The 19,449-nt window shown below is 28.2% G+C and carries 17 protein-coding genes (1 of these 17 running past the window's edge); 14 read left to right on the forward strand and 3 right to left on the reverse strand.

What is annotated here, in order from left to right; translation table 11 throughout:
• Window positions 1-1,148, reverse strand: a 1,148-nt coding sequence (locus tag G3997_RS00610) for an APC family permease (protein ID WP_296646455.1), incomplete at its 3' end; no start/stop codon positions are given.
• 298 nt (window positions 1,149-1,446) lie between these two features.
• Between G3997_RS00610 and ligA the strand changes: the two genes are divergently transcribed.
• From ligA to G3997_RS00655, 9 genes are all read left to right on the forward strand, one after another.
• Window positions 1,447-3,468, forward strand: coding sequence for an NAD-dependent DNA ligase LigA (gene ligA / locus G3997_RS00615; protein WP_296646458.1), 2,022 nt, complete (start codon window positions 1,447-1,449; stop codon window positions 3,466-3,468).
• A gap of 199 nt (window positions 3,469-3,667) precedes the next feature.
• Window positions 3,668-5,017 carry a ribonuclease PH gene (gene rph, locus G3997_RS00620; protein WP_296646460.1) on the forward strand — a complete coding sequence of 450 codons (1,350 nt, stop codon included), beginning with the start codon at window positions 3,668-3,670 and terminating at the stop codon, window positions 5,015-5,017.
• Window positions 5,017-5,487, forward strand: coding sequence for a metallophosphoesterase (locus G3997_RS00625; RefSeq protein ID WP_296646463.1), 471 nt, complete (start codon window positions 5,017-5,019; stop codon window positions 5,485-5,487). The genes rph and G3997_RS00625 overlap by 1 nt, the downstream gene beginning before the upstream one ends.
• A 123-nt stretch (window positions 5,488-5,610) precedes the next feature.
• Window positions 5,611-6,897, forward strand: a complete 1,287-nt coding sequence (tig, locus tag G3997_RS00630) for a trigger factor (protein WP_296646467.1) — start codon at window positions 5,611-5,613, stop codon at window positions 6,895-6,897.
• A gap of 72 nt (window positions 6,898-6,969) precedes the next feature.
• Window positions 6,970-7,554 carry an ATP-dependent Clp endopeptidase proteolytic subunit ClpP gene (gene clpP, locus G3997_RS00635; RefSeq protein WP_296646472.1) on the forward strand — a complete coding sequence of 195 codons (585 nt, stop codon included), beginning with the start codon at window positions 6,970-6,972 and terminating at the stop codon, window positions 7,552-7,554.
• 19 nt (window positions 7,555-7,573) lie between these two features.
• Window positions 7,574-8,821, forward strand: coding sequence for an ATP-dependent Clp protease ATP-binding subunit ClpX (clpX, locus tag G3997_RS00640; protein WP_296646474.1), 1,248 nt, complete (start codon window positions 7,574-7,576; stop codon window positions 8,819-8,821).
• Between the two features lie 346 nt (window positions 8,822-9,167).
• The gene (lon, locus tag G3997_RS00645) at window positions 9,168-11,522 is read left to right on the forward strand and encodes an endopeptidase La (RefSeq protein ID WP_296646476.1); all 2,355 of its coding nucleotides are present in this window, start codon (window positions 9,168-9,170) and stop codon (window positions 11,520-11,522) included.
• Window positions 11,522-12,133 (forward strand): ribosome biogenesis GTP-binding protein YihA/YsxC, encoded by a 612-nt coding sequence (gene yihA / locus G3997_RS00650; protein ID WP_296646479.1) that lies wholly within the window; start codon window positions 11,522-11,524, stop codon window positions 12,131-12,133. The genes lon and yihA overlap by 1 nt, the downstream gene beginning before the upstream one ends.
• Window positions 12,134-12,518: 385 nt before the next feature.
• A complete protein-coding gene (locus G3997_RS00655) occupies window positions 12,519-13,877 on the forward strand; it encodes an APC family permease (protein ID WP_296646483.1) in 1,359 nt (452 codons plus the stop codon).
• A gap of 49 nt (window positions 13,878-13,926) precedes the next feature.
• Here the strand turns inward: G3997_RS00655 and G3997_RS00660 are convergent, their stop codons facing one another.
• Window positions 13,927-14,058 carry a GNAT family N-acetyltransferase gene (locus G3997_RS00660; RefSeq protein ID WP_296646487.1) on the reverse strand — a complete coding sequence of 44 codons (132 nt, stop codon included), beginning with the start codon at window positions 14,056-14,058 and terminating at the stop codon, window positions 13,927-13,929.
• Window positions 14,048-14,518 carry a GNAT family N-acetyltransferase gene (locus tag G3997_RS00665; RefSeq protein WP_296646491.1) on the reverse strand — a complete coding sequence of 157 codons (471 nt, stop codon included), beginning with the start codon at window positions 14,516-14,518 and terminating at the stop codon, window positions 14,048-14,050. The genes G3997_RS00660 and G3997_RS00665 overlap by 11 nt, the downstream gene beginning before the upstream one ends.
• 198 nt (window positions 14,519-14,716) lie before the next feature.
• On the opposite strand from G3997_RS00665, the gene G3997_RS00670 reads away from it, so the two are divergent.
• The 5 genes from G3997_RS00670 to G3997_RS00690 form a co-directional block, all read left to right on the forward strand.
• Complete coding sequence (locus tag G3997_RS00670; RefSeq protein WP_296646496.1) at window positions 14,717-15,793, forward strand: PRK06851 family protein; 1,077 nt, start codon at window positions 14,717-14,719, stop codon at window positions 15,791-15,793.
• 379 nt (window positions 15,794-16,172) lie between these two features.
• Window positions 16,173-16,661 (forward strand): DUF881 domain-containing protein, encoded by a 489-nt coding sequence (locus G3997_RS00675; protein WP_296646500.1) that lies wholly within the window; start codon window positions 16,173-16,175, stop codon window positions 16,659-16,661.
• Window positions 16,654-17,949 (forward strand): GspE/PulE family protein, encoded by a 1,296-nt coding sequence (locus G3997_RS00680; RefSeq protein WP_296646506.1) that lies wholly within the window; start codon window positions 16,654-16,656, stop codon window positions 17,947-17,949. Before G3997_RS00675 ends, G3997_RS00680 begins: the two co-directional genes overlap by 8 nt.
• Window positions 17,936-19,018 (forward strand): type II secretion system F family protein, encoded by a 1,083-nt coding sequence (locus G3997_RS00685; protein ID WP_296646510.1) that lies wholly within the window; start codon window positions 17,936-17,938, stop codon window positions 19,016-19,018. Before G3997_RS00680 ends, G3997_RS00685 begins: the two co-directional genes overlap by 14 nt.
• Window positions 19,019-19,051: 33 nt before the next feature.
• Window positions 19,052-19,449: the 5' portion of a prepilin-type N-terminal cleavage/methylation domain-containing protein gene (locus G3997_RS00690; RefSeq protein ID WP_296646517.1), read on the forward strand. It continues 16 nt past the right edge of the window; the window shows 398 of its 414 coding nt (coding positions 1-398); its start codon is at window positions 19,052-19,054; the stop codon falls past the right edge of the window.

Consider the following 19,449-nt stretch of genomic DNA (forward strand, 5'->3'; position numbering starts at 1 on the left):
TTGTAAGGTCTGTGTAAGTTTGGTTGATCTTTTCTTAACTTTATAACACCTATGAATGTTAATACATAGAATACCCATATAGCAAATACAGCTAAGTCAGTTAATAAGTTGAATTGTCCTGATAAAGCATATAAACAAGATAATACTGCCATTGCTAATGTAGCATTAACTGGAGCACCACTGCTGTTTACCTTACCTAATGCTGCTGGTAAAGTTTTTTGAGAACCTAATGTATAAGTTACTCTTGGTCCTGTTAATAAGTAACCATTAAGAGCACCGAATACAGATACTAATATACCGCAAGTTACAAATTTACCACCCATTGGTCCAAATATTTGTTCTGCAACAGCTGAAGCAGGAGAAGCGTAGTTAGCTAATTGATCAGCTGGTAATACCCAAAGGTAAGCTAAGTTTATAACTATATATACTGCCATAACTAAAGATAAACCACCAACTATTGCTTTTGGTAAATCTTTTCCTGGATCCTTCATTTCACCAGCTATAGCACCAACGTTTATCCATCCATCATAAGCGAATAATACAGCTATTAATAATTGTCCTATTATACCCATTGGGCTTATACCTTCAGCAACCATAGGGCTTATTATAGCGTTATCTCCACTACCTTTTATAAATCCGAATATCATTATTAATACAAGAGGAACTAATTTACCTACAGTTGATACAGTTTGTATTATACCACTTGTTTTAGATCCAAGGCAGTTTAATACAGCTAGTAATACTATAACACCTAATGTTATAAGGTATACTAAAGATTCATTTCCTAATAATCCAGCAGATTGTTGTCCAAACATAACTGCTAAAGCAGCTATTGTAGCTGGGAAGAATAATACTGATTGCATCCAACCTGTTAAGAAACCAAGTTTCTTACCGTATATTTCTTCTATATATACCATCATTCCACCTGTTTTAGGTATTGCAGCTGAAACTTCTGCTGCAGTAAGTCCAGCAGCTATTGTTATTATACCTGCTATAACCCATGCTATCATTCCAAGACCTGGTGCACCACCAGTTAAAGTGTAAACTGCTTGTGGTTTAAAGAATACTCCACCACCTATAACCATACCAACAACAGTTGATAAAGCAGCAGCAACACCTAAACTTTTTTGAAGTTGTTTGTTCTCCATTTTTGTCGTCCTTTCTTAATTAAATTTTTATTTTTTATAATTACAATAACTATTATAACGATTTCCACATAAATATCAACATCCTTTTCTACTTTTTACGACAAAAAAATACACAGAGAAAAACATTTGCTAAATAAAAAAAAGTAAACTAGTAATTATGCTATAATTTTGAAAGTTTAGATAATATATAAATGTAAAAATTTTCAACAAATTTATATGCATAATGATATACTGGAAATATAATAAAATACTGAAATGGCAATACTAAAAGAGATTTATAATTAAGAGGTGATATAGGATGAATATAGAAAGCAAAATAAATGAATTAATAGATAAAATAAATTATCATAATGAGAAATATTATAATGAAGATAACCCAGAAATATCTGATATTGAATATGACAACTTAGTAAAAGAATTAATAAAATTAGAAGAAGAACATCCAGAATTTAAGAGAATTGATTCACCAACTAATAGGGTTGGAGGTAAAGCATTAGAAAAATTCAATCAAATAACTCATAAAATACCAATGTTAAGCTTGTCTAATGCATACTCAGCTTCAGATTTAAAAGATTTTGATAAAAGAGTAAAAGATATGGTAAATGGAGATGTAGAGTATGTAGTAGAGTTTAAAATAGATGGTTTATCTGTAGGTCTTACATATAATAATGAAGAATTTCAGTATGGAGCTACTAGAGGTAATGGGGTTGTAGGAGAGGATATAACTCAAAATTTAATGACTGTAAAAAGCATACCTCTTAAGATAAATGATAAAGATGAAATAGTTGTAAGAGGGGAAGTATACATATCTAAAGATGATTTTAACAAGGTAAATGAACAACAAGAGGAACAAGGTCTACAAATGTTTGCAAATCCAAGAAACTTAGCTGCAGGTTCACTTAGACAATTAGATCCAAAGCTAACAGCTAAAAGACCACTAGATATATTTATATTTAACTTAGAATATGCACAAAATCATCAATTTGAAAGTCATAGCGAATCTTTAGAATTCTTAAAATCTCTAGGATTCTCTGTAAGTCCTAATTATAAAATATGTAAAAGTATAGAGGAAGTAATTGAGTATATTGAATATTGGACAGAAAATAGAGGAACTTTAGGATTCGAAATTGATGGTATGGTAATAAAAGTAAATAATTTAAAGCAAAGAGAATCTATGGGATATACAGCAAAAAGTCCAAGATGGGCAATAGCATATAAATTCCCGGCAGAAAAAAAGAAAACAAAAATAGTAGATATTATTGTAGAGGTAGGTAGAACTGGAACTATAACTCCAACTGCTGTATTAGAACCTGTAAGATTAGCAGGGACAAGCGTAAGTAGAGCAACATTACATAATGAAGATTACATAAGAGAAAAAGATATAAAAATAAATGATACAGTAATAGTTCAAAAGGCAGGGGATATAATACCTCAGGTATTAGAAGTTGTAAAAGAAGAGCGTACAGGTGATGAAATAGAGTTTAATATGCCTAATAATTGTCCTGTTTGTTCTGAACCTACAGTAAGATTAGAAGGTGAATCTGCTGTAAAGTGTATAAACATATCTTGTCCAGCTCAGATAAGAAGAGGGATAATACATTTTGCCTCTAGAGAAGCTATGAATATAGATGGACTAGGTGAATCAATTATAACTTTATTATTAAATGAAAATATAATAAAAGATATATCTGATTTATATACAATAAAAAAAGAAGAAATAGTTGGCTTAGAGAGAATGGGAGAAAAGTCAGCTACTAATCTTATAAATGCTATAAATAAATCTAAGGAAAATGACTTATGGAGATTAATAAATGGTCTAGGAATAAAATTCATAGGAACTAAAGGCGCTAAAATATTAGCTAGTAGCTTTAAAGATATAGATAAGATAATGGATGCTACAACTAGTGAACTTATAAATTTAGAAGAATTTGGTGAGATTATGGCCAATAGTGTTGTTGAATTCTTTAAGGAAGAAAAAAATATAAAAGTAATAGAGAAGTTAAAAGAATATGGACTAAATACTAAGGTTATAGAAAATGAGAACAATGATGTAAATAAAGTATTTGAAGGAATGAAAATTGTATTAACTGGAACACTTCCTACATTAAAAAGAAATGATGCAAAAGATATGATAGAATCTAGAGGTGGTAAGGCGACATCTAGCGTTAGTAAGTCGACTACATTTGTGCTAGCAGGAGAAGAAGCTGGTTCAAAACTTACAAAAGCAAATGACTTAGGAATAAAGGTGATAGATGAAGATACTTTTATAGAAATTTGTAAATTGTCTTCAAAAGAAGAAGTAGAAAGTAAACTAGTGTAGAATAAAACTCATATAATAAGAAAGATAATCGAAATACTGCGGATATTAAATATATATCTATGTGCTTAAATATGGAAAAGTAATAACTACTTATGATAAAATTATAATTGTAATTGTAATATTATTAAAAATTACTAATAAAAATAGTATATAAATTTAATATATAGAGTAGTAGATTGATTTAAGAGAGGTATTATAAATGACAAGGATTGATAACAGAAAAAACGATCAAATCAGAGATATAAAAATTACTAGAAATTATACAAAGTACGCAGAAGGATCTGTGCTTATAGAAATGGGTTCAACAAAGGTTATATGTACAGCATCTATTGAAGATAAGGTACCTCCATTTTTAAGAAATACAGGAACAGGTTGGATAAATGCTGAATATTCAATGCTTCCAAGATCAACTCATCAAAGAAAAGTAAGGGAATCATCAAGAGGAAAAATTGATGGTAGAACTCAAGAAATACAAAGATTAATAGGTAGAGCTATAAGATCTGTAGTTGACTTAACTAAAATTGGGGAAAGGACTATATGGGTAGACTGTGATGTAATACAAGCAGATGGAGGAACTAGAACAGCTTCTATCACTGGGGCATTTGTAGCAGTAGTAGATGCGATAAATAAATTACATAAATCTAAAGCTATAAAACATATGCCAATAACAAGTTTTGTATCTGCTATAAGTGTAGGAATTGTTGAAAAAGAACATTTACTTGACTTATGTTATGAAGAAGATTCAAATGCACAGGTAGATATGAACGTAATAATGACTGATAAAGGCGAGTTCGTAGAAGTTCAAGGTACAGGAGAAGAAAGACCTTTCTCTAGAGAAGACTTAAATAAATTATTAGAACTTGGAGAAAAAGGTAATAAAGAATTAATAAAGGCTCAAAGAGAAGCATTAGGTGAAATTGCAGATGAAATACTTGGAGTAGAATATGGTGATGAAGTAGTTATAGCTACGAATAACGCTCATAAATTAGAAGAGATAGGTGAAATATTAAACGACCTTGAATATAAAATATATTCTTTAAAAGATGTAGACCTAGATGGAATTGAAATAGTAGAGGATGGAAAAACTTTTGAACATAATGCTTTAATAAAAGCTAGAACAATAGCTAAGAAAACAAAAATGATAGCTATATCTGATGATTCAGGATTAGAAGTAGATGCTATAGGAAAAAAACCTGGAATATACTCAGCTAGATTTGCAGGAGAGAATGCTACTGATGAAGAAAATAGACAAAAGTTACTTAAATCTTTAAAAAATATACCAATGAGCCAAAGAAGTGCAAGATTTGTATCTGCTATAGCAGTTGTTTTCCCTGATGGAAAAGAATTTGTAGTAAGAGGAACTTGTGAAGGTCAAATTGGATTTGAGGAAAAAGGTAAAAATGGATTTGGATACGATTCATTATTTATAGTAAATGGATACAATAAGACATTTGCAGAAATACCAGCTTCAATAAAAAATGCAATAAGCCATAGAGCTAATGCATTAAAGTTAATGAAGGTAGAGTTCAAAAAAAGGATAGGTAAGTAATGAAAGTCGGTATATTAAGTGATACACATAGTATTAAAGAATGTATTGATAAAACAATACCTTATTTAAAAGAATGTGATTTAATAATACATGCTGGAGACAATTTTGAGGACTCTAAGTATATACATAGTATGACAAGGGTTGGTATTATGGCAGTTAAGGGAAACTGTGATTTTGATAATGTAGAAGATGAATTACTATTTGATATAGAAGATAAGTTAATATTTTTATGTCATGGAGATAAATATGATGTTAAATATGGTCTTGATAAAATAGAAGCTAAGGCTAAAAGTGAAGGTGCTGATATTGTTATATTTGGTCATAGTCATACTCCTTTAAACTTAGAAAAAGATAATATATTATATTTAAATCCAGGAAGTACATCTTTACCAAGAGGCGTAGAATATAAAAGTTTTTACATAATGAACCTTGAAAATAATAATATAAAAATAGAGCAAATAAGATTATAAAAACTATTGAATTATCTATGTTTATGAAATTCAGCCAACACTTGTAAATAAAAAAACTTATTGCTATAATTAAAGAGTTAATCTATATAAATTATTACATAACAATTTAGGAGGAAAAAACTAATGAAAGCAGAATTAGTAAAAAGAGAAGGTAACAAGGTTACTTTAAAAATAACTGTAGATAATAATAAATTTGAAGCAGCAGTAAATAAAGCATACAACAAAACAAAAGGAAAATATAATATACCAGGATTTAGAAAAGGTAAAGCTCCAAAGGTAGTTATAGAAACTCAATACGGAAAAGGTGTATTCTACAACGATGCTATAGATATGTTATTCCCAGAAGTATATCCACAAGCTATAAAGGAATTAAACATAGACCCAATAGATAGACCAGACTTAGATGTAGAAGAAATAAGCAAAGACAATGGATTAGTTATGGTTGTTAACGTTGAAGTTAAGCCAGAATTCGAATTAGGAGCTTACAAAGGTATAGAAATATCTAAAGTTGATAATACTGTAAGTGAAGAAGATGTAGAATCAAGCTTAAATGAAATGGCAAACAAAAACGCTAGATTAACTTCTGTTGAAGGAAAAGAATTAGAAAATGGAAATACAGCTGTTATAGATTTCGAAGGATTTGAAAATGGAGTAGCTTTCGAAGGTGGAAAAGGTGAAAACTACAACTTAGTTATAGGATCAAACACATTCATACCAGGATTCGAAGAGCAATTAGTTGGTAAGAAAGCTGGAGAAGAAGTAGAAGTTAACGTTACTTTCCCAGAAACATACCATGCAGAAAACTTAGCTGGAAAGCCAGTAGTATTCAACGTTAAAGTAAACGATGTAAAAGTTAAAGAAGTTCCAGCTTTAGATGATGAATTTGCAAAAGATACTACAGAGTTTGATACTTTAGCAGAATTAAGAGCTGATGTAAGAGCTAAGTTAGAAGAACAAGCTAAAAATGCTGCAGAAGCTGAAATGAGAAATGCTTTAGTTGAAAAAGTTTGTGCAAATACAGAATTAGAAGTACCAGAAGCTATGGTTCAACATCAAATAGATAACATGTTAATGGAACTTAACTACCAATTACAATACCAAGGATTAAACTTACAACAATTATTAGATATGACTGGTAGAAATGTAGAAGAATTAAGACAAGAAAGAAGAGCTGATGCAGAAAGATTAGTTAAATCTTCTTTAATATTAGAAGCAATAGCTGATAAAGAAAATGTAGAAGCAACTGATGCAGATATAGATGCTGAATTAGAAAAAATGGCTGCTATGTACAATATGGAAGTTGAAAAAATAAAATCTTCTCTAAAAGAGATGGATATAGAAGACATAAAAGGTCAAATAAAAATAAGAAAAACACTAGACTTACTAGTTGAAAATGCAACAATAGCTTAATCTTACAGTAGCCTTTTGGGCTACTGTAAATTATATATAGAAATAAATAATGATATTTAGGGGGTATAGCAGATGGCATTAGTACCTGTAGTTGTTGAGCAAACAGGAAGAGGAGAAAGATCTTACGATATATATTCAAAACTTTTAAAAGATAGAATAATATTTTTAGGTGATGAAGTAAATGATGCTACAGCAGGACTTATAGTAGCACAGTTACTATTTTTAGAATCAGAAGACCCAGATAAAGATATACATTTATACATAAACTCACCAGGAGGAAGTATAACAGCAGGTATGGCTATTTACGATACTATGCAATACATAAAACCTGATGTAAGTACTATATGTATAGGAATGGCAGCATCTATGGGAGCATTCTTATTAGCAGCAGGTGCTGAAGGTAAGAGACTTGCTTTACCAAATAGTGAGATAATGATACATCAACCACTAGGAGGAACTAAAGGTCAAGCAACTGATATAGAAATACATGCTAAGAGAATCTTAAAAATGAAAGATACTTTAAATCAAATACTATCAGAAAGAACTGGTCAGCCATTAGAAAGAATAAAAATGGATACTGAGCGTGATAACTTCATGTCATCAAAGGAAGCTAAAGAATATGGTTTAATTGATGAAGTAATTACAAAGAGACCGTAGATAGAAAGAGGTGCTTAATATGTCAAAAAATGAAGACAAAAGACAGTTAAAATGTTCATTCTGCGGCAAAAACCAAGAGCAAGTAAAAAGGTTAATTGCAGGTCCAAATGTATATATATGTGATGAATGTGTTGAACTTTGTGACGAAATAATACAAGAAGAAATAGAAGAAGTAATAGAAGAGGATACTGCATCTTTACCTAAGCCAAAGGAAATGATGGAGATATTAAATGATTATGTAATAGGTCAAGAAAAAGCTAAAAAAGCATTATCAGTAGCTGTATATAATCATTACAAAAGGATATACAATAAAAAGGCTAGTACTAAGGATATAGAAATACAAAAAAGTAATATATTATTACTAGGACCAACTGGTTCAGGAAAAACTTTACTAGCTCAAACTTTAGCAAAAACATTAAATGTACCTTTTGCTATGGCTGATGCAACATCATTAACAGAAGCAGGATATGTTGGTGAAGATGTTGAAAACATTCTTTTAAAACTTATTCAAGCAGCTGATTTTGATATAGAAAAAGCTGAAAGAGGTATAATATATATAGACGAAATAGATAAAATTGCTAGAAAGTCAGAAAATCCATCAATAACAAGAGATGTTAGTGGAGAAGGTGTTCAACAAGCACTTCTAAAAATATTAGAAGGAACAGTAGCAAACGTTCCACCACAAGGTGGAAGAAAACATCCTCACCAAGAATTCTTAAAAATAGATACAACTAATGTACTATTTATACTAGGTGGAGCTTTTGATGGTATAGAAAAGATAATCAAAAAACGTGGTGGAGAAAAAACACTTGGATTTGGAGCTAAAATAGAAAGTAAAAAAGAGATAGATTTAGGTAAAATATATGCACAAGTTCTTCCTGAAGATTTATTAAAATTCGGTATAATACCAGAGTTTATAGGAAGAATACCAGTTATAGCAACATTAGACTTATTAGATGAAGATGCATTAATGCAAATTCTTAAAGAGCCTAAAAATGCTTTAGTAAAACAATATCAAAAGTTATTAGAACTTGATGATGTAGAACTAGAATTCAGAGATGATGCACTTAGAGCAATAGCTAAAAAAGCTATAGAGAGAAATACTGGTGCGAGAGGTCTTAGAAGTATAGTTGAAAGTACTATGATGGAGTGTATGTATGAAGTACCTTCTAGAGAAGATGTTAAAAAAGTTATTGTAACTAAGGAAGCTGTAGAAGGAAAAGAACAACCTATATTAGTATCTAAAGATGAAGAAGAAACTGCATAGTAATGTTTAAAAACAGCCTAACTATTAGGCTGTTTTTTACTGTTATTAAAGAGTTAAGATAATATATTTAGAATAAAAAAGTATTAAATCACTTATTATAGATAGTTAGAATTTAAAAATGGATTTGATTAAAAAATAACTAGATTAGATAGTTAGAATTTAAAAATGGATTTGATTAAAAAATAACTAGATTATGATAATATAGTGTATAATAGGGAATAAAGAGTTTATACATAATAAAATAAGGGCAATATATATTATAGATTATTATTAATATTGAAAATTAAACATTGTAAATATATAATATATAAAGCAATAAAATCTAGCACTTTAAGGAGTGATATTGGTGGAACAGAATTATACTAAAATAGAACATGAATTACCGTTAATTCCACTTAGAGGATTAGCGATATTTCCATATATGATATTAAATTTTGATGTAGGTAGAGATATTTCATTAAAAGCTTTAGATGCAGGAGCATTAAATGATGATATAGTATTTTTAACTTCTCAAAAAGAAGCGGAAACAGATGAACCTACTACAGAAGATTTTTATCATGTAGGAACTATATGTAAAATAAAACAAATGATAAAACTTCCAGGAGATACCGTAAGAGTATTAGTTGAGGGTATCTCAAGAGGAAAAATAAAAGAAGTTGAGATGGATGAAGAACAAGGATACTTCAAGGCTATTATAGAAGAAATAGCATATGATGCGGAAAATGTTGAAGAAGACATAGAAGTAGAAGCATTAGTAAGAAATGTATTTGATGCATTCGAAGAGTACATAAACATAGGAAATAGAGTTTCTCCAGAAATATTAATATCTTTAGCAGATTTAGATAATGTAGATAAATTTATAGATACAATAGCTGCAAACATATATTTAAAACCAGAGCAAAAACAATCTATATTAGAAGAATTTGATGTTAAGAAGAGATTAGAATTAATATATACTATTTTATTAGAAGAAATAGAAATATTAAAAATAGAAAAGAAAATAACCTTAAAAGTTAAAAAACAAATGAACAAGGTTCAAAAGGAATATTATTTAAGAGAACAATTAAGAGCTATACAAAAAGAATTAGGGGAAGAAGATGATATAAACTCTGAAGCTGATGAATATAGAGAAAAGCTTAAAAAAATAAAAGCTCCTAAGGAAACTAAAGAAAAGTTAACAAAAGAAATAAATAAATTCTCTAAGATATCTCCAATGTCTCCAGATGTATCTGTAAGTAGAACATATTTAGATACAGTATTCTCATTACCATGGAATAAGGAAACTAGAGACAAGCTTGATTTAGAACATGCTAAACAAATATTAGATGATGAACATTATGGATTAGAAAAAGTTAAGGAAAGAATATTAGAATACTTAGCTATAAGAAAATTATCTAAATCATTAAAAGGTCCTATAATATGTTTAGTTGGACCTCCTGGTGTTGGTAAAACATCTATAGCAAAATCTATAGCAGATTCATTAGGAAGAAAATTCGTAAGAATATCTTTAGGTGGAGTTAGAGATGAAGCTGAAATAAGGGGTCATAGAAGAACTTATGTTGGTTCTATGCCAGGTAGAATAGTAAATGGACTAAAAGAAGCACAAACTAAAAATCCAGTATTCTTATTAGATGAGATAGATAAAATGTCTTCAGATTATAAAGGTGATCCAGCTTCAGCAATGCTAGAAGTATTAGATCCAGAACAAAATAAAGACTTTGTAGATCACTACTTAGAAGTACCTTTTGATTTATCAAAAATACTATTTGTTACAACTGCAAATAGTTTAAGTACGATACCTAGGCCACTATTAGATAGAATGGAAATAATAGAGGTATCAGGTTATATAGAAGAAGAGAAATTAAATATAGTTAAAAAATATCTTCTTCCAAAACAAATAAAAGAGCATGCTTTAAACCCTGACTTTGTAAAAATGGATGATGAAGTTATAAGAGATATAATAGACTCATATACAAGAGAAGCGGGTGTAAGGAACTTAGAAAGAACTATAGCTAAAATATGCAGAAAAGTAGCTAAAAAATATGTTGAAAATCCTTCATTAGAAGAAATTATTATAACTAAAGCTGACTTAGATGAATATTTAGGTAAAAATAGATATAGACATCAGTTAGCAGGAACTAAACCAGAAGTTGGTATTGTAACAGGACTTGCATGGACAGCTGTAGGAGGAGAAACTTTAACTGCAGAAGTAAATGTTTTAAAAGGTAAAGGACAAGTAGTTTTAACAGGTAAGTTAGGAACTGTTATGAAAGAATCTGCTCAAACTGGTATATCATATATAAGATCTATAGCAGATAGATTTGATATAGATCCTGATTTCTATACTAAAAATGATATACATATACATCTTCCAGAAGGTGCAGTTCCAAAGGATGGTCCATCAGCAGGTATAACAATGGCTTTAGCTGTACTTTCAGCATTAACTAATATACCTGTAAGAAATAATGTAGCAATGACAGGTGAAATAACTTTAAGAGGTAGAGTTTTAGCTGTAGGTGGAGTAAAAGAGAAGTTATTAGCAGCTCATAGAGCAGGTATAACAAAAGTATTGCTTCCAAAGGATTGTGAGCATGATTTAGAAGAAATACCTCAAAATGTAAAAGACGAAATGGAATTTGTGCTTGTTGAACATATGGATCAAGTGTTAGAGCATGCACTATTAAGGAATGGTGAAAAATAATGAAAATAAGAAGCTCAGAAATAACAATGAGTGCAATAAATAGATCTCAATACCCAGATGAAGGTATACCAGAAATAGCTTTAGTTGGTAGATCAAATGTCGGAAAATCATCAACTGTAAATACATTATTAAATAGAAGAAATTTTGCAAGAACTAGTCAAACTCCAGGTAAAACTAGAACTATAAACTTTTATCTTATAAATAAAGAATTCTTCTTTGTTGACCTTCCGGGTTACGGATACGCTAAAATAGCTAAATCTGAAAAAGACAAATGGGGAGTTATAATGGAAAGATATTTACAAGATAGACCAGAATTATGTGCAATATTCTTGCTTGTAGATATAAGACATGAACCTACTAATGATGATGTTATGATGTATGAATGGATAAAACACTTTGGATATGACTGTGTTGTAATAGCTACTAAAGCAGATAAAATATCTAGAGGACAATATCAAAAGCACTTTAGTATAATAAGAAAAAAATTACAACTAGAAAAAGACGAGAAAATAATACCTATATCTTCTTTAAAGAAAACTGGAGTAGAAGAAGTATGGGCTGAAATCATAAGTCAATATCAAAAGCATGGTTACGATATAACTGTAGAATAATACTAAAGAGTAGCGTTAGCTACTCTTTTTGTTAAATAATAAATCAATAAATTGGTTTTAAATATAATAAAGAATATACATATTCAAGGATTGAAATTTAATATATTATATTGAAAATTTGGTAATCTAATAGTAAAATATGTAAACGAATAGAATTTGGGAAATGATTAAAGTAAATAAGGGAGGTGTATTAAATGAGTCAAAATTCTAATCAACAAGAACTAAGAAAAAGTATAGGACTTAGTGCAGCAANTATAATAAAGAATATACATATTCAAGGATTGAAATTTAATATATTATATTGAAAATTTGGTAATCTAATAGTAAAATATGTAAACGAATAGAATTTGGGAAATGATTAAAGTAAATAAGGGAGGTGTATTAAATGAGTCAAAATTCTAATCAACAAGAACTAAGAAAAAGTATAGGACTTAGTGCAGCAGTGTCTACTGTAATTGGTATATTAATAGGTTCAGGAGTATTTTTTAAACCTCAAGCTATATATACTGCAACTAATGGAGGACCAGGATTAGGCCTATTAGCATGGTTAATAGGTGGACTTATAACAATTGCAGCAGGATTAACTGCAGCAGAAATATCGGCAAGTATAATAAAGCCAGGCGGTTTTATGGTATATCTAGAAGAAATATACGGAGAACGAATCGGATTTTTAACAGGTTGGATGCAAACAATATTATTTGTACCAGCATTAGTTGCGGCCTTAGGAATTGTATTTGCTCAAGAATGTGTTAGTTTACTGGGATTAAGTAATGAATTATATGTTATATCTATTGCTATAGGAGTAATAGTTTTTATAGTTTTATTAAATTCATTGGGGGCTAAATTTGGAGGTGCAATTCAAACAGCATCTACTATATGTAAGTTATTGCCTCTAGCGGTGATAATTATATTTGGTTTAATTAAAGGTGAATCATCTGCACCTATGATGACTCCTTTAGTTGGAGAAGGTACTAATATTATATCTGCATTATCGCAAGTACTTATAGCAACACTATTTGCATACGATGGATGGATACATGTTGGATCACTAGCTGGTGAGATGAAAAAACCATCTAAGCATTTACCTATGGCTATTGTAGGTGGGATATCTTTAGTTATGGCGGTGTACTTAATAATAAATGTAGCATACTTAAACGTAGCAACGGCATCTGAAATGGCACTAGTAAGTGCACCAGCTACATTAGTTGCAAATAAATTATTTGGTCCAGTAGGAGCAAAGATAATAAGTATAGGAATATTAATTTCTGTATTCGGAACGTTAAATGGATTTATATTAACAGGAGGAAGAATTCCATATACAATGGCAAGTGAAAATAGAATACCTTTCTCTAATATATTTAGTAAATTAAATAATAATGGAGTACCATTAAACGCGACTTGGTTAATAGTAGGTTTATCAATTTTATATTCTTTATCAGGTCAATTTAATCTATTAACTGATTTAGCTATATTTGTTATATGGATATTCTATACAATGTTATTTATTGGAGTTATGAAGCTTAGAAAAACAAAACCACAAATGGAAAGACCATATAAGGTTCCATTATATCCTATAATCCCTATGGTTGCTACTATAGGTGGTATATTTGTAGTTGTAAGTACATTAATAACACAACCTAAAAATTCTATAGTTGGTTTAATAATAACATTAATAGGATTACCTGTTTACGAGTATATGAAGAAAAAGAATATAAATAAAAACAGTAATAAAACATCAGCATAATAATAAGAGTACCTTATAATATATTTATATTAGAGGTACTCTTTTAAAGTTAATTTCTAAATATTGACATAACTATTTCATCATAATATTTTCCATCCTTAAAAATTTCATCTTTTAATACACCTTCAATGTTAAATCCACATTTCTTATAAGACTTTATAGCTCTTTCATTAAATTTCATCTTTTAATACACCCTCAATGTTAAATCCACATTTCTTATAAGACTTTATAGCTCTTTCATTAAATGAAAAAGTACTTAATCTTACTTTATTTATATTCATATTGTCAAATATAAAAGTTAATAAAGTTTTCATAGCATCTGTACCGTAACCTTTACTCCAGTAATCTTTATCGCCTATCATTATTCCTACTAACGCTACTCTAGATAACCAGTTCACATGTTGTATTCCACATCCGCCTATATATTTACCTGTTTCTATATCTTCAATAGCAAAATTATATTTACCATTATCATTTGATTTTTGAGATTTTATCCAAGATTCCTCTTCCCAATAGGTCATAGGAAAGGGGATGTTTACAACTAATAATTTTTTTAATTCGCTATCATTAAGAAATTTAGTAGCAAGAGGAATATCTTCTTCTTTATAAGCTCTTAAACGAACTTTTTCTCCACAGTACATATAATTCACCCCATATTCAAAATTTATATAATTGTATATGAAAGAAAAATAATAGTAAATAATATTAGAAAAATTTTATAAGTGATTTTCTTATTATATATAAATAATTCAAATTGATTAATAAAATTATAATAGGAGTAACAAATTGATACTATAATTAATATTTTAGAATAGATAGAAAATCTAGGAGGTTTATATATGGAAGGTAAAATAAGAAAAATATTTCCAGGAGCAAATACAGCTAATGGATCATTTAATTTTTTTGATAATATAATTCAAGATAATATAAATAGAATATTTTGCTTAAAAGGTGGTCCAGGTGTAGGAAAATCATCTTTAATGAGAAAAATTGCACAAGAATTTATTAAAAAAGGATATGATGTTGAATTACATTATTGTCCATCAGACCCAAGTTCATTAGATGCAATATTAATAAAAAAACTAGGTGTAGTACTATTAGATGGAACTTCACCTCATGTTGTAGACCCTAAAAATCCAGGAGCTATAGATGAAATTATAAACTTAGGAGACTATTGGAATGTAGAAAACTTAGAAAAAAACAAGAAAGAAATATTAGAAGTTGGTGAAGATATAAGTTCGTCTTTCAGAAGAGCATATAAATATTTAAAAGCTGCAGAGCCTATATACCTTGATATAGAAGAAAAGTACAAGGCTTGTATGGATTTTGGAAAAGTAAATATGATAACAGATAAATTTATAGAAAATTTATTTAATGGAATTTCTAGTTCTGGAGAATATAAAAAAGAAAGACATTTATTTGGAACGGCTATAACACCAATTGGTAATGTAGATTATACTGATAGTATATTGAGCCAAGTTAAAAAAGTATATTATTTAGATGGCGAAATAGGTACAGGTAAAACGACTTTCTTAACAAAAGTATATAAAAAGGCTGTTCAAAAAGGTATGAGTGTAGAAATATATCATTATCCTTTAATTAAAGAAAAACTAGAAACAATAATAATAAATGATTTAGATATTGCTATAACAGTAAGTAATATATTTGTGGATAAAGAAAAGATAGATCTTAATCAATTTATAAATAAAGATAAGTTATCTTATTATAAAGATGAAATTGATTTTGATAAAAAAGTTTTTAATGAGTTAGTAAGCTATGCAATATCTAATTTAAAACTAGCAAAATCAAAACATGATATAATAGAAGCATATTATGTTCCAAATATGAGATTTGATGAAGTAGAAGAACTAAAAATAGAGTTAATAGAAAAAATATCAAGATATGAAAATAATTAATAAATAGAAATAAAGCTTATAATAATATGGTTTTATATAAGGCTATACTAATTAATTACTTAGTATAGCCTTATATATGTAAATTTATAATAAATTGAATATAAAAAGTTATGATAAATTAGACTAAAATAAAAATACAAGAGGTATTAAGGTATGAAAAAGAATTATGTGTCTATAATACTTATAGTCTTTATAATAGGATTAACAATAGGTATATTAGCTAAWKATAATAGGATTAACAATAGGTATATTAGCTAAAGACTATAATAATCAAGAATCTACTTATGTAAATAAGGACAAGATTATTAAAAAAGAAATAAAAAGTTTAAAAAAGAATATTAAAAGTCAAAATAAAGAAAAACATAAACTAGAAAAAGAAGTGGAAAATATAACATTAAGCAATAAGGACTCAAAACTAAATCAAAAGCTAGATAGCTTAAAAGAAGAATTAGGATATGCTGACATTGATGGAGAAGGATTTGAAATAAATATAGATGCAGCTGATTCTGAGACTGGTAATATAGCAAATATTATTGATTATAATAAAATTTTATTAAATATAGTAAACGATTTAAAAGTAAATGGAGCTAAATTTATATCTATAAATAATCAAAGAATAAACCAATACTCGGAAATTACTTTGGCTGGAAATCATATAAATATAAATTCTACACCAATAGCACAACCATATAATATTAGAGTCGTAGGAGATATAAATAAACTAAAATCCTATATAAATAAAAATAATACATATATAGACAGCATATGCGAAAATTACCCATTAAAAGTAGAGACTAAACTTGAAGATAATATAACTATAGAAAAAATGAGTATAGTAAATAAATTAAATTATATAGAGGGTGAGTAATATTATATTAGAAAAAAGTGCAGTACCAAATTTAAATGGAAAAAAGAAATTAAAGAAGAATAGGTTTTTAAATACTCAAAGTGTTGATAAGAATGTTGAATTATCTAATAATGAGTATAAAAGTATAAATTCAAACTTGTATGAAGATTATGCTAGAGTAAAATTTAAAGAAATTTTAAATATATCTATTTATAAAAATGCAAGTGATATACATATAGAACCATTTGAAGAAGAGGTTATAGTAAGACTTAGAGTTGATGGTCAATTAAATCAAATATTAACTCTAGATATGGATTCCTATTTATCTTTATCAACTGTTATAAAATTAGATTCAGGTATGAATATTGCAGAAAAGAGATTACCTCAAGATGGAAGAACAGATATTAAGCTAGATGACTATATGATAGATATTAGAGTATCTACTACACCAACTATATATGGTGAAAAGATTGTTCTTAGAATCTTAAATAGAAAAGGGCTTATAAAGAATAAATCTGAACTTGGATTTTCTGATTATGCCATAGAAAAAATAGAAAATATAATAAATAAAAAATCAGGAATACTTTTAGTAACTGGTTCCACTGGAAGTGGAAAGACAACAACAGTATACTCTATATTAAATGATTTAGTAAAAGAAAATAAAAACATTATGACAATAGAAGATCCTGTGGAATATAAAATAAAGGGAATAAATCAAATACAGGTAAATCCTAAAGTAGGGTTAACTTTTGATATTGGACTTAGATCAATTCTTAGACAAGATCCAGATATTATAATGGTTGGAGAAATTAGAGATATAGAAACTGCTAAAACTGCAATTAGGGCAGCTTCAACTGGACATTTAGTAATAAGTACAATGCATACTAATGATRCTATATCATCAATTGATAGACTTATAGAAATGAAGCTACCATCATACTTGATAAGTTCAACTTTAATAGGAATAGTTTCTCAAAAACTAGTACGACGAGTATGTAAGCATTGTAGTGAAAGTATTGATACGGAGGACTACATTAAAGAGGAATCGAATATAGAAGTACCAATAGGGTGTGAAAAATGTGAAAATTTAGGATACAGTGGAAGAACGGCAATGTACGAAATTTTAGAAATTGATGATAATCTTAAAGAAGAAATAAAAGATTGGAGTAATAGTAATAAAATTAAACAAGTTGCTATAAAAAATGGAATGATTACTTTTGAAGATAGTGCAAGATACTTAATAGAAAATAATATAACAACAGCAGAAGAATGTGGTATATTAGAGGGAATACAGTATGGAGGCTATTAAAAATATAGATAATAAATATAATCTTAAATCAACTAGTCAAAAAATAAAATCTAAAGAATTAAAAGTACTATGCAAACAAATGAGCATATTACTCAAATCAGGATGTGAAATCACAAGAATCTTAAACATATTACAGGAAGAATCCAATAAAAAAATAAAAATAGCATTAAAACAAGTTTCAATAAACATTCAAAATGGAAATAGTATAACTGATTCATTTGAAAAGACAAACTTATTTTCAAACTTTTTTATAAATATGTTGAGAGCAGGAGAATTAAGTGGAAATATAGATACAATTATGAATGATTTAGCGACTTATTATGAAAGTGAAGAAAAGCTTAAATCTAAAATTATAAGTATATCAATATATCCTATTATATTAACAATAATGTCTATCATATCAGGATTTTTTATATTAGTATTTATAATTCCAAACTTTGAAATGATATTTGTAGCTAATGGGATAGAACCACCAATATTAACAAAGTTACTTATAAGCTTATCAAGGTTTATTAGAAGTAGCTACATATATATTTTTTTATTATTATTAATCTCTACATTACTAATTTACTATCTAATAAAATATAATCCTAAAGTGAAATATATGAATGATAAATTAAAATTAAAAATACCATTTGTAAAGAATTTAATGATACTACTTATTACAACTAGATTTTGTAGAGCATTAAATATATTGATTGAAAGTGGGATACATATTATAGATGCTATAGATATTTCATCAAAGGTTATAGATAATTATTTAGTATATGAAAAGCTTTTGATATCGAGAGAGTATATAAGAAGAGGTAACCATATTAGTTACTCTATAAGTAAAGCAGATATTTTTTCGAATACATTTGTATCTATGTTAAAAATAGGAGAAGAAAGTGGTAGATTAGACGATACTTTGAGAGTTACTAATGATTTTTATAGTGAAGAATTAAATACAAAGATTGATAAAGCTATGAAATTAGCTGAACCAACAATTACAGTGATAATAGGCTTAGTTATAGGGTTGTTTATAATAGCTATGGTTATTCCAATGTTTGATGCTATAAATTCAATCTAATAATAAAAAATATAATATTCAAGGAGTGTATATATGAATTTAAAAAGTTTACAAAAGAAGAAAAGAGAAGGATTTACATTAATAGAAATGGTAATAGTTGTTACTATATTAGGTATTTTATCTGGAATAGGATTTATGCAATTTGGTGAAGTCCAAGAAAGATCGAAAAAGAATGCAGACTATGCAGCTGCAGCAAATTTAGCAACAGCAGCTAGCTTATATATAAATGATTATCCAGAGAATATAGATTATGAAGGTGAAAAAGATAGTTTAGAAATAAAAATATCAGATTTGAAAGAAAAAGGATATATAAACTCTATACCAGAATCTCAAAGTGAGAGAGACGATTTTAATATAAAATTAGTTAAAGTAAATGGTGAGAATGATATATCAAAAGAGGAATTATATGTACTAAGTAAAGATATAATATT

It is taken from the genome of Romboutsia sp. 13368, from assembly GCF_018336475.1.
Classification (GTDB): Bacteria; Bacillota; Clostridia; order Peptostreptococcales; family Peptostreptococcaceae; genus Romboutsia.

Bases quoted from the DNA above. Each gene is read 5' to 3' on its own strand.
- ligA (WP_296646458.1), top strand. From the start codon at position 1,447: ATGAATATAGAAAGCAAAATAAATGAATTAATAGATAAAATAAATTAT.
- rph (WP_296646460.1), top strand. From the start codon at position 3,668: ATGACAAGGATTGATAACAGAAAAAACGATCAAATCAGAGATATAAAA.
- G3997_RS00625 (WP_296646463.1), top strand. From the start codon at position 5,017: ATGAAAGTCGGTATATTAAGTGATACACATAGTATTAAAGAATGTATT.
- tig (WP_296646467.1), top strand. From the start codon at position 5,611: ATGAAAGCAGAATTAGTAAAAAGAGAAGGTAACAAGGTTACTTTAAAA.
- clpP (WP_296646472.1), top strand. From the start codon at position 6,970: ATGGCATTAGTACCTGTAGTTGTTGAGCAAACAGGAAGAGGAGAAAGA.
- clpX (WP_296646474.1), top strand. From the start codon at position 7,574: ATGTCAAAAAATGAAGACAAAAGACAGTTAAAATGTTCATTCTGCGGC.
- yihA (WP_296646479.1), top strand. From the start codon at position 11,522: ATGAAAATAAGAAGCTCAGAAATAACAATGAGTGCAATAAATAGATCT.
- G3997_RS00655 (WP_296646483.1), top strand. From the start codon at position 12,519: ATGAGTCAAAATTCTAATCAACAAGAACTAAGAAAAAGTATAGGACTT.
- G3997_RS00660 (WP_296646487.1), bottom strand. From the start codon at position 14,058: ATGAAATTTAATGAAAGAGCTATAAAGTCTTATAAGAAATGTGGATTT.
- G3997_RS00665 (WP_296646491.1), bottom strand. From the start codon at position 14,518: ATGTACTGTGGAGAAAAAGTTCGTTTAAGAGCTTATAAAGAAGAAGAT.
- G3997_RS00670 (WP_296646496.1), top strand. From the start codon at position 14,717: ATGGAAGGTAAAATAAGAAAAATATTTCCAGGAGCAAATACAGCTAAT.
- G3997_RS00685 (WP_296646510.1), top strand. From the start codon at position 17,936: ATGGAGGCTATTAAAAATATAGATAATAAATATAATCTTAAATCAACT.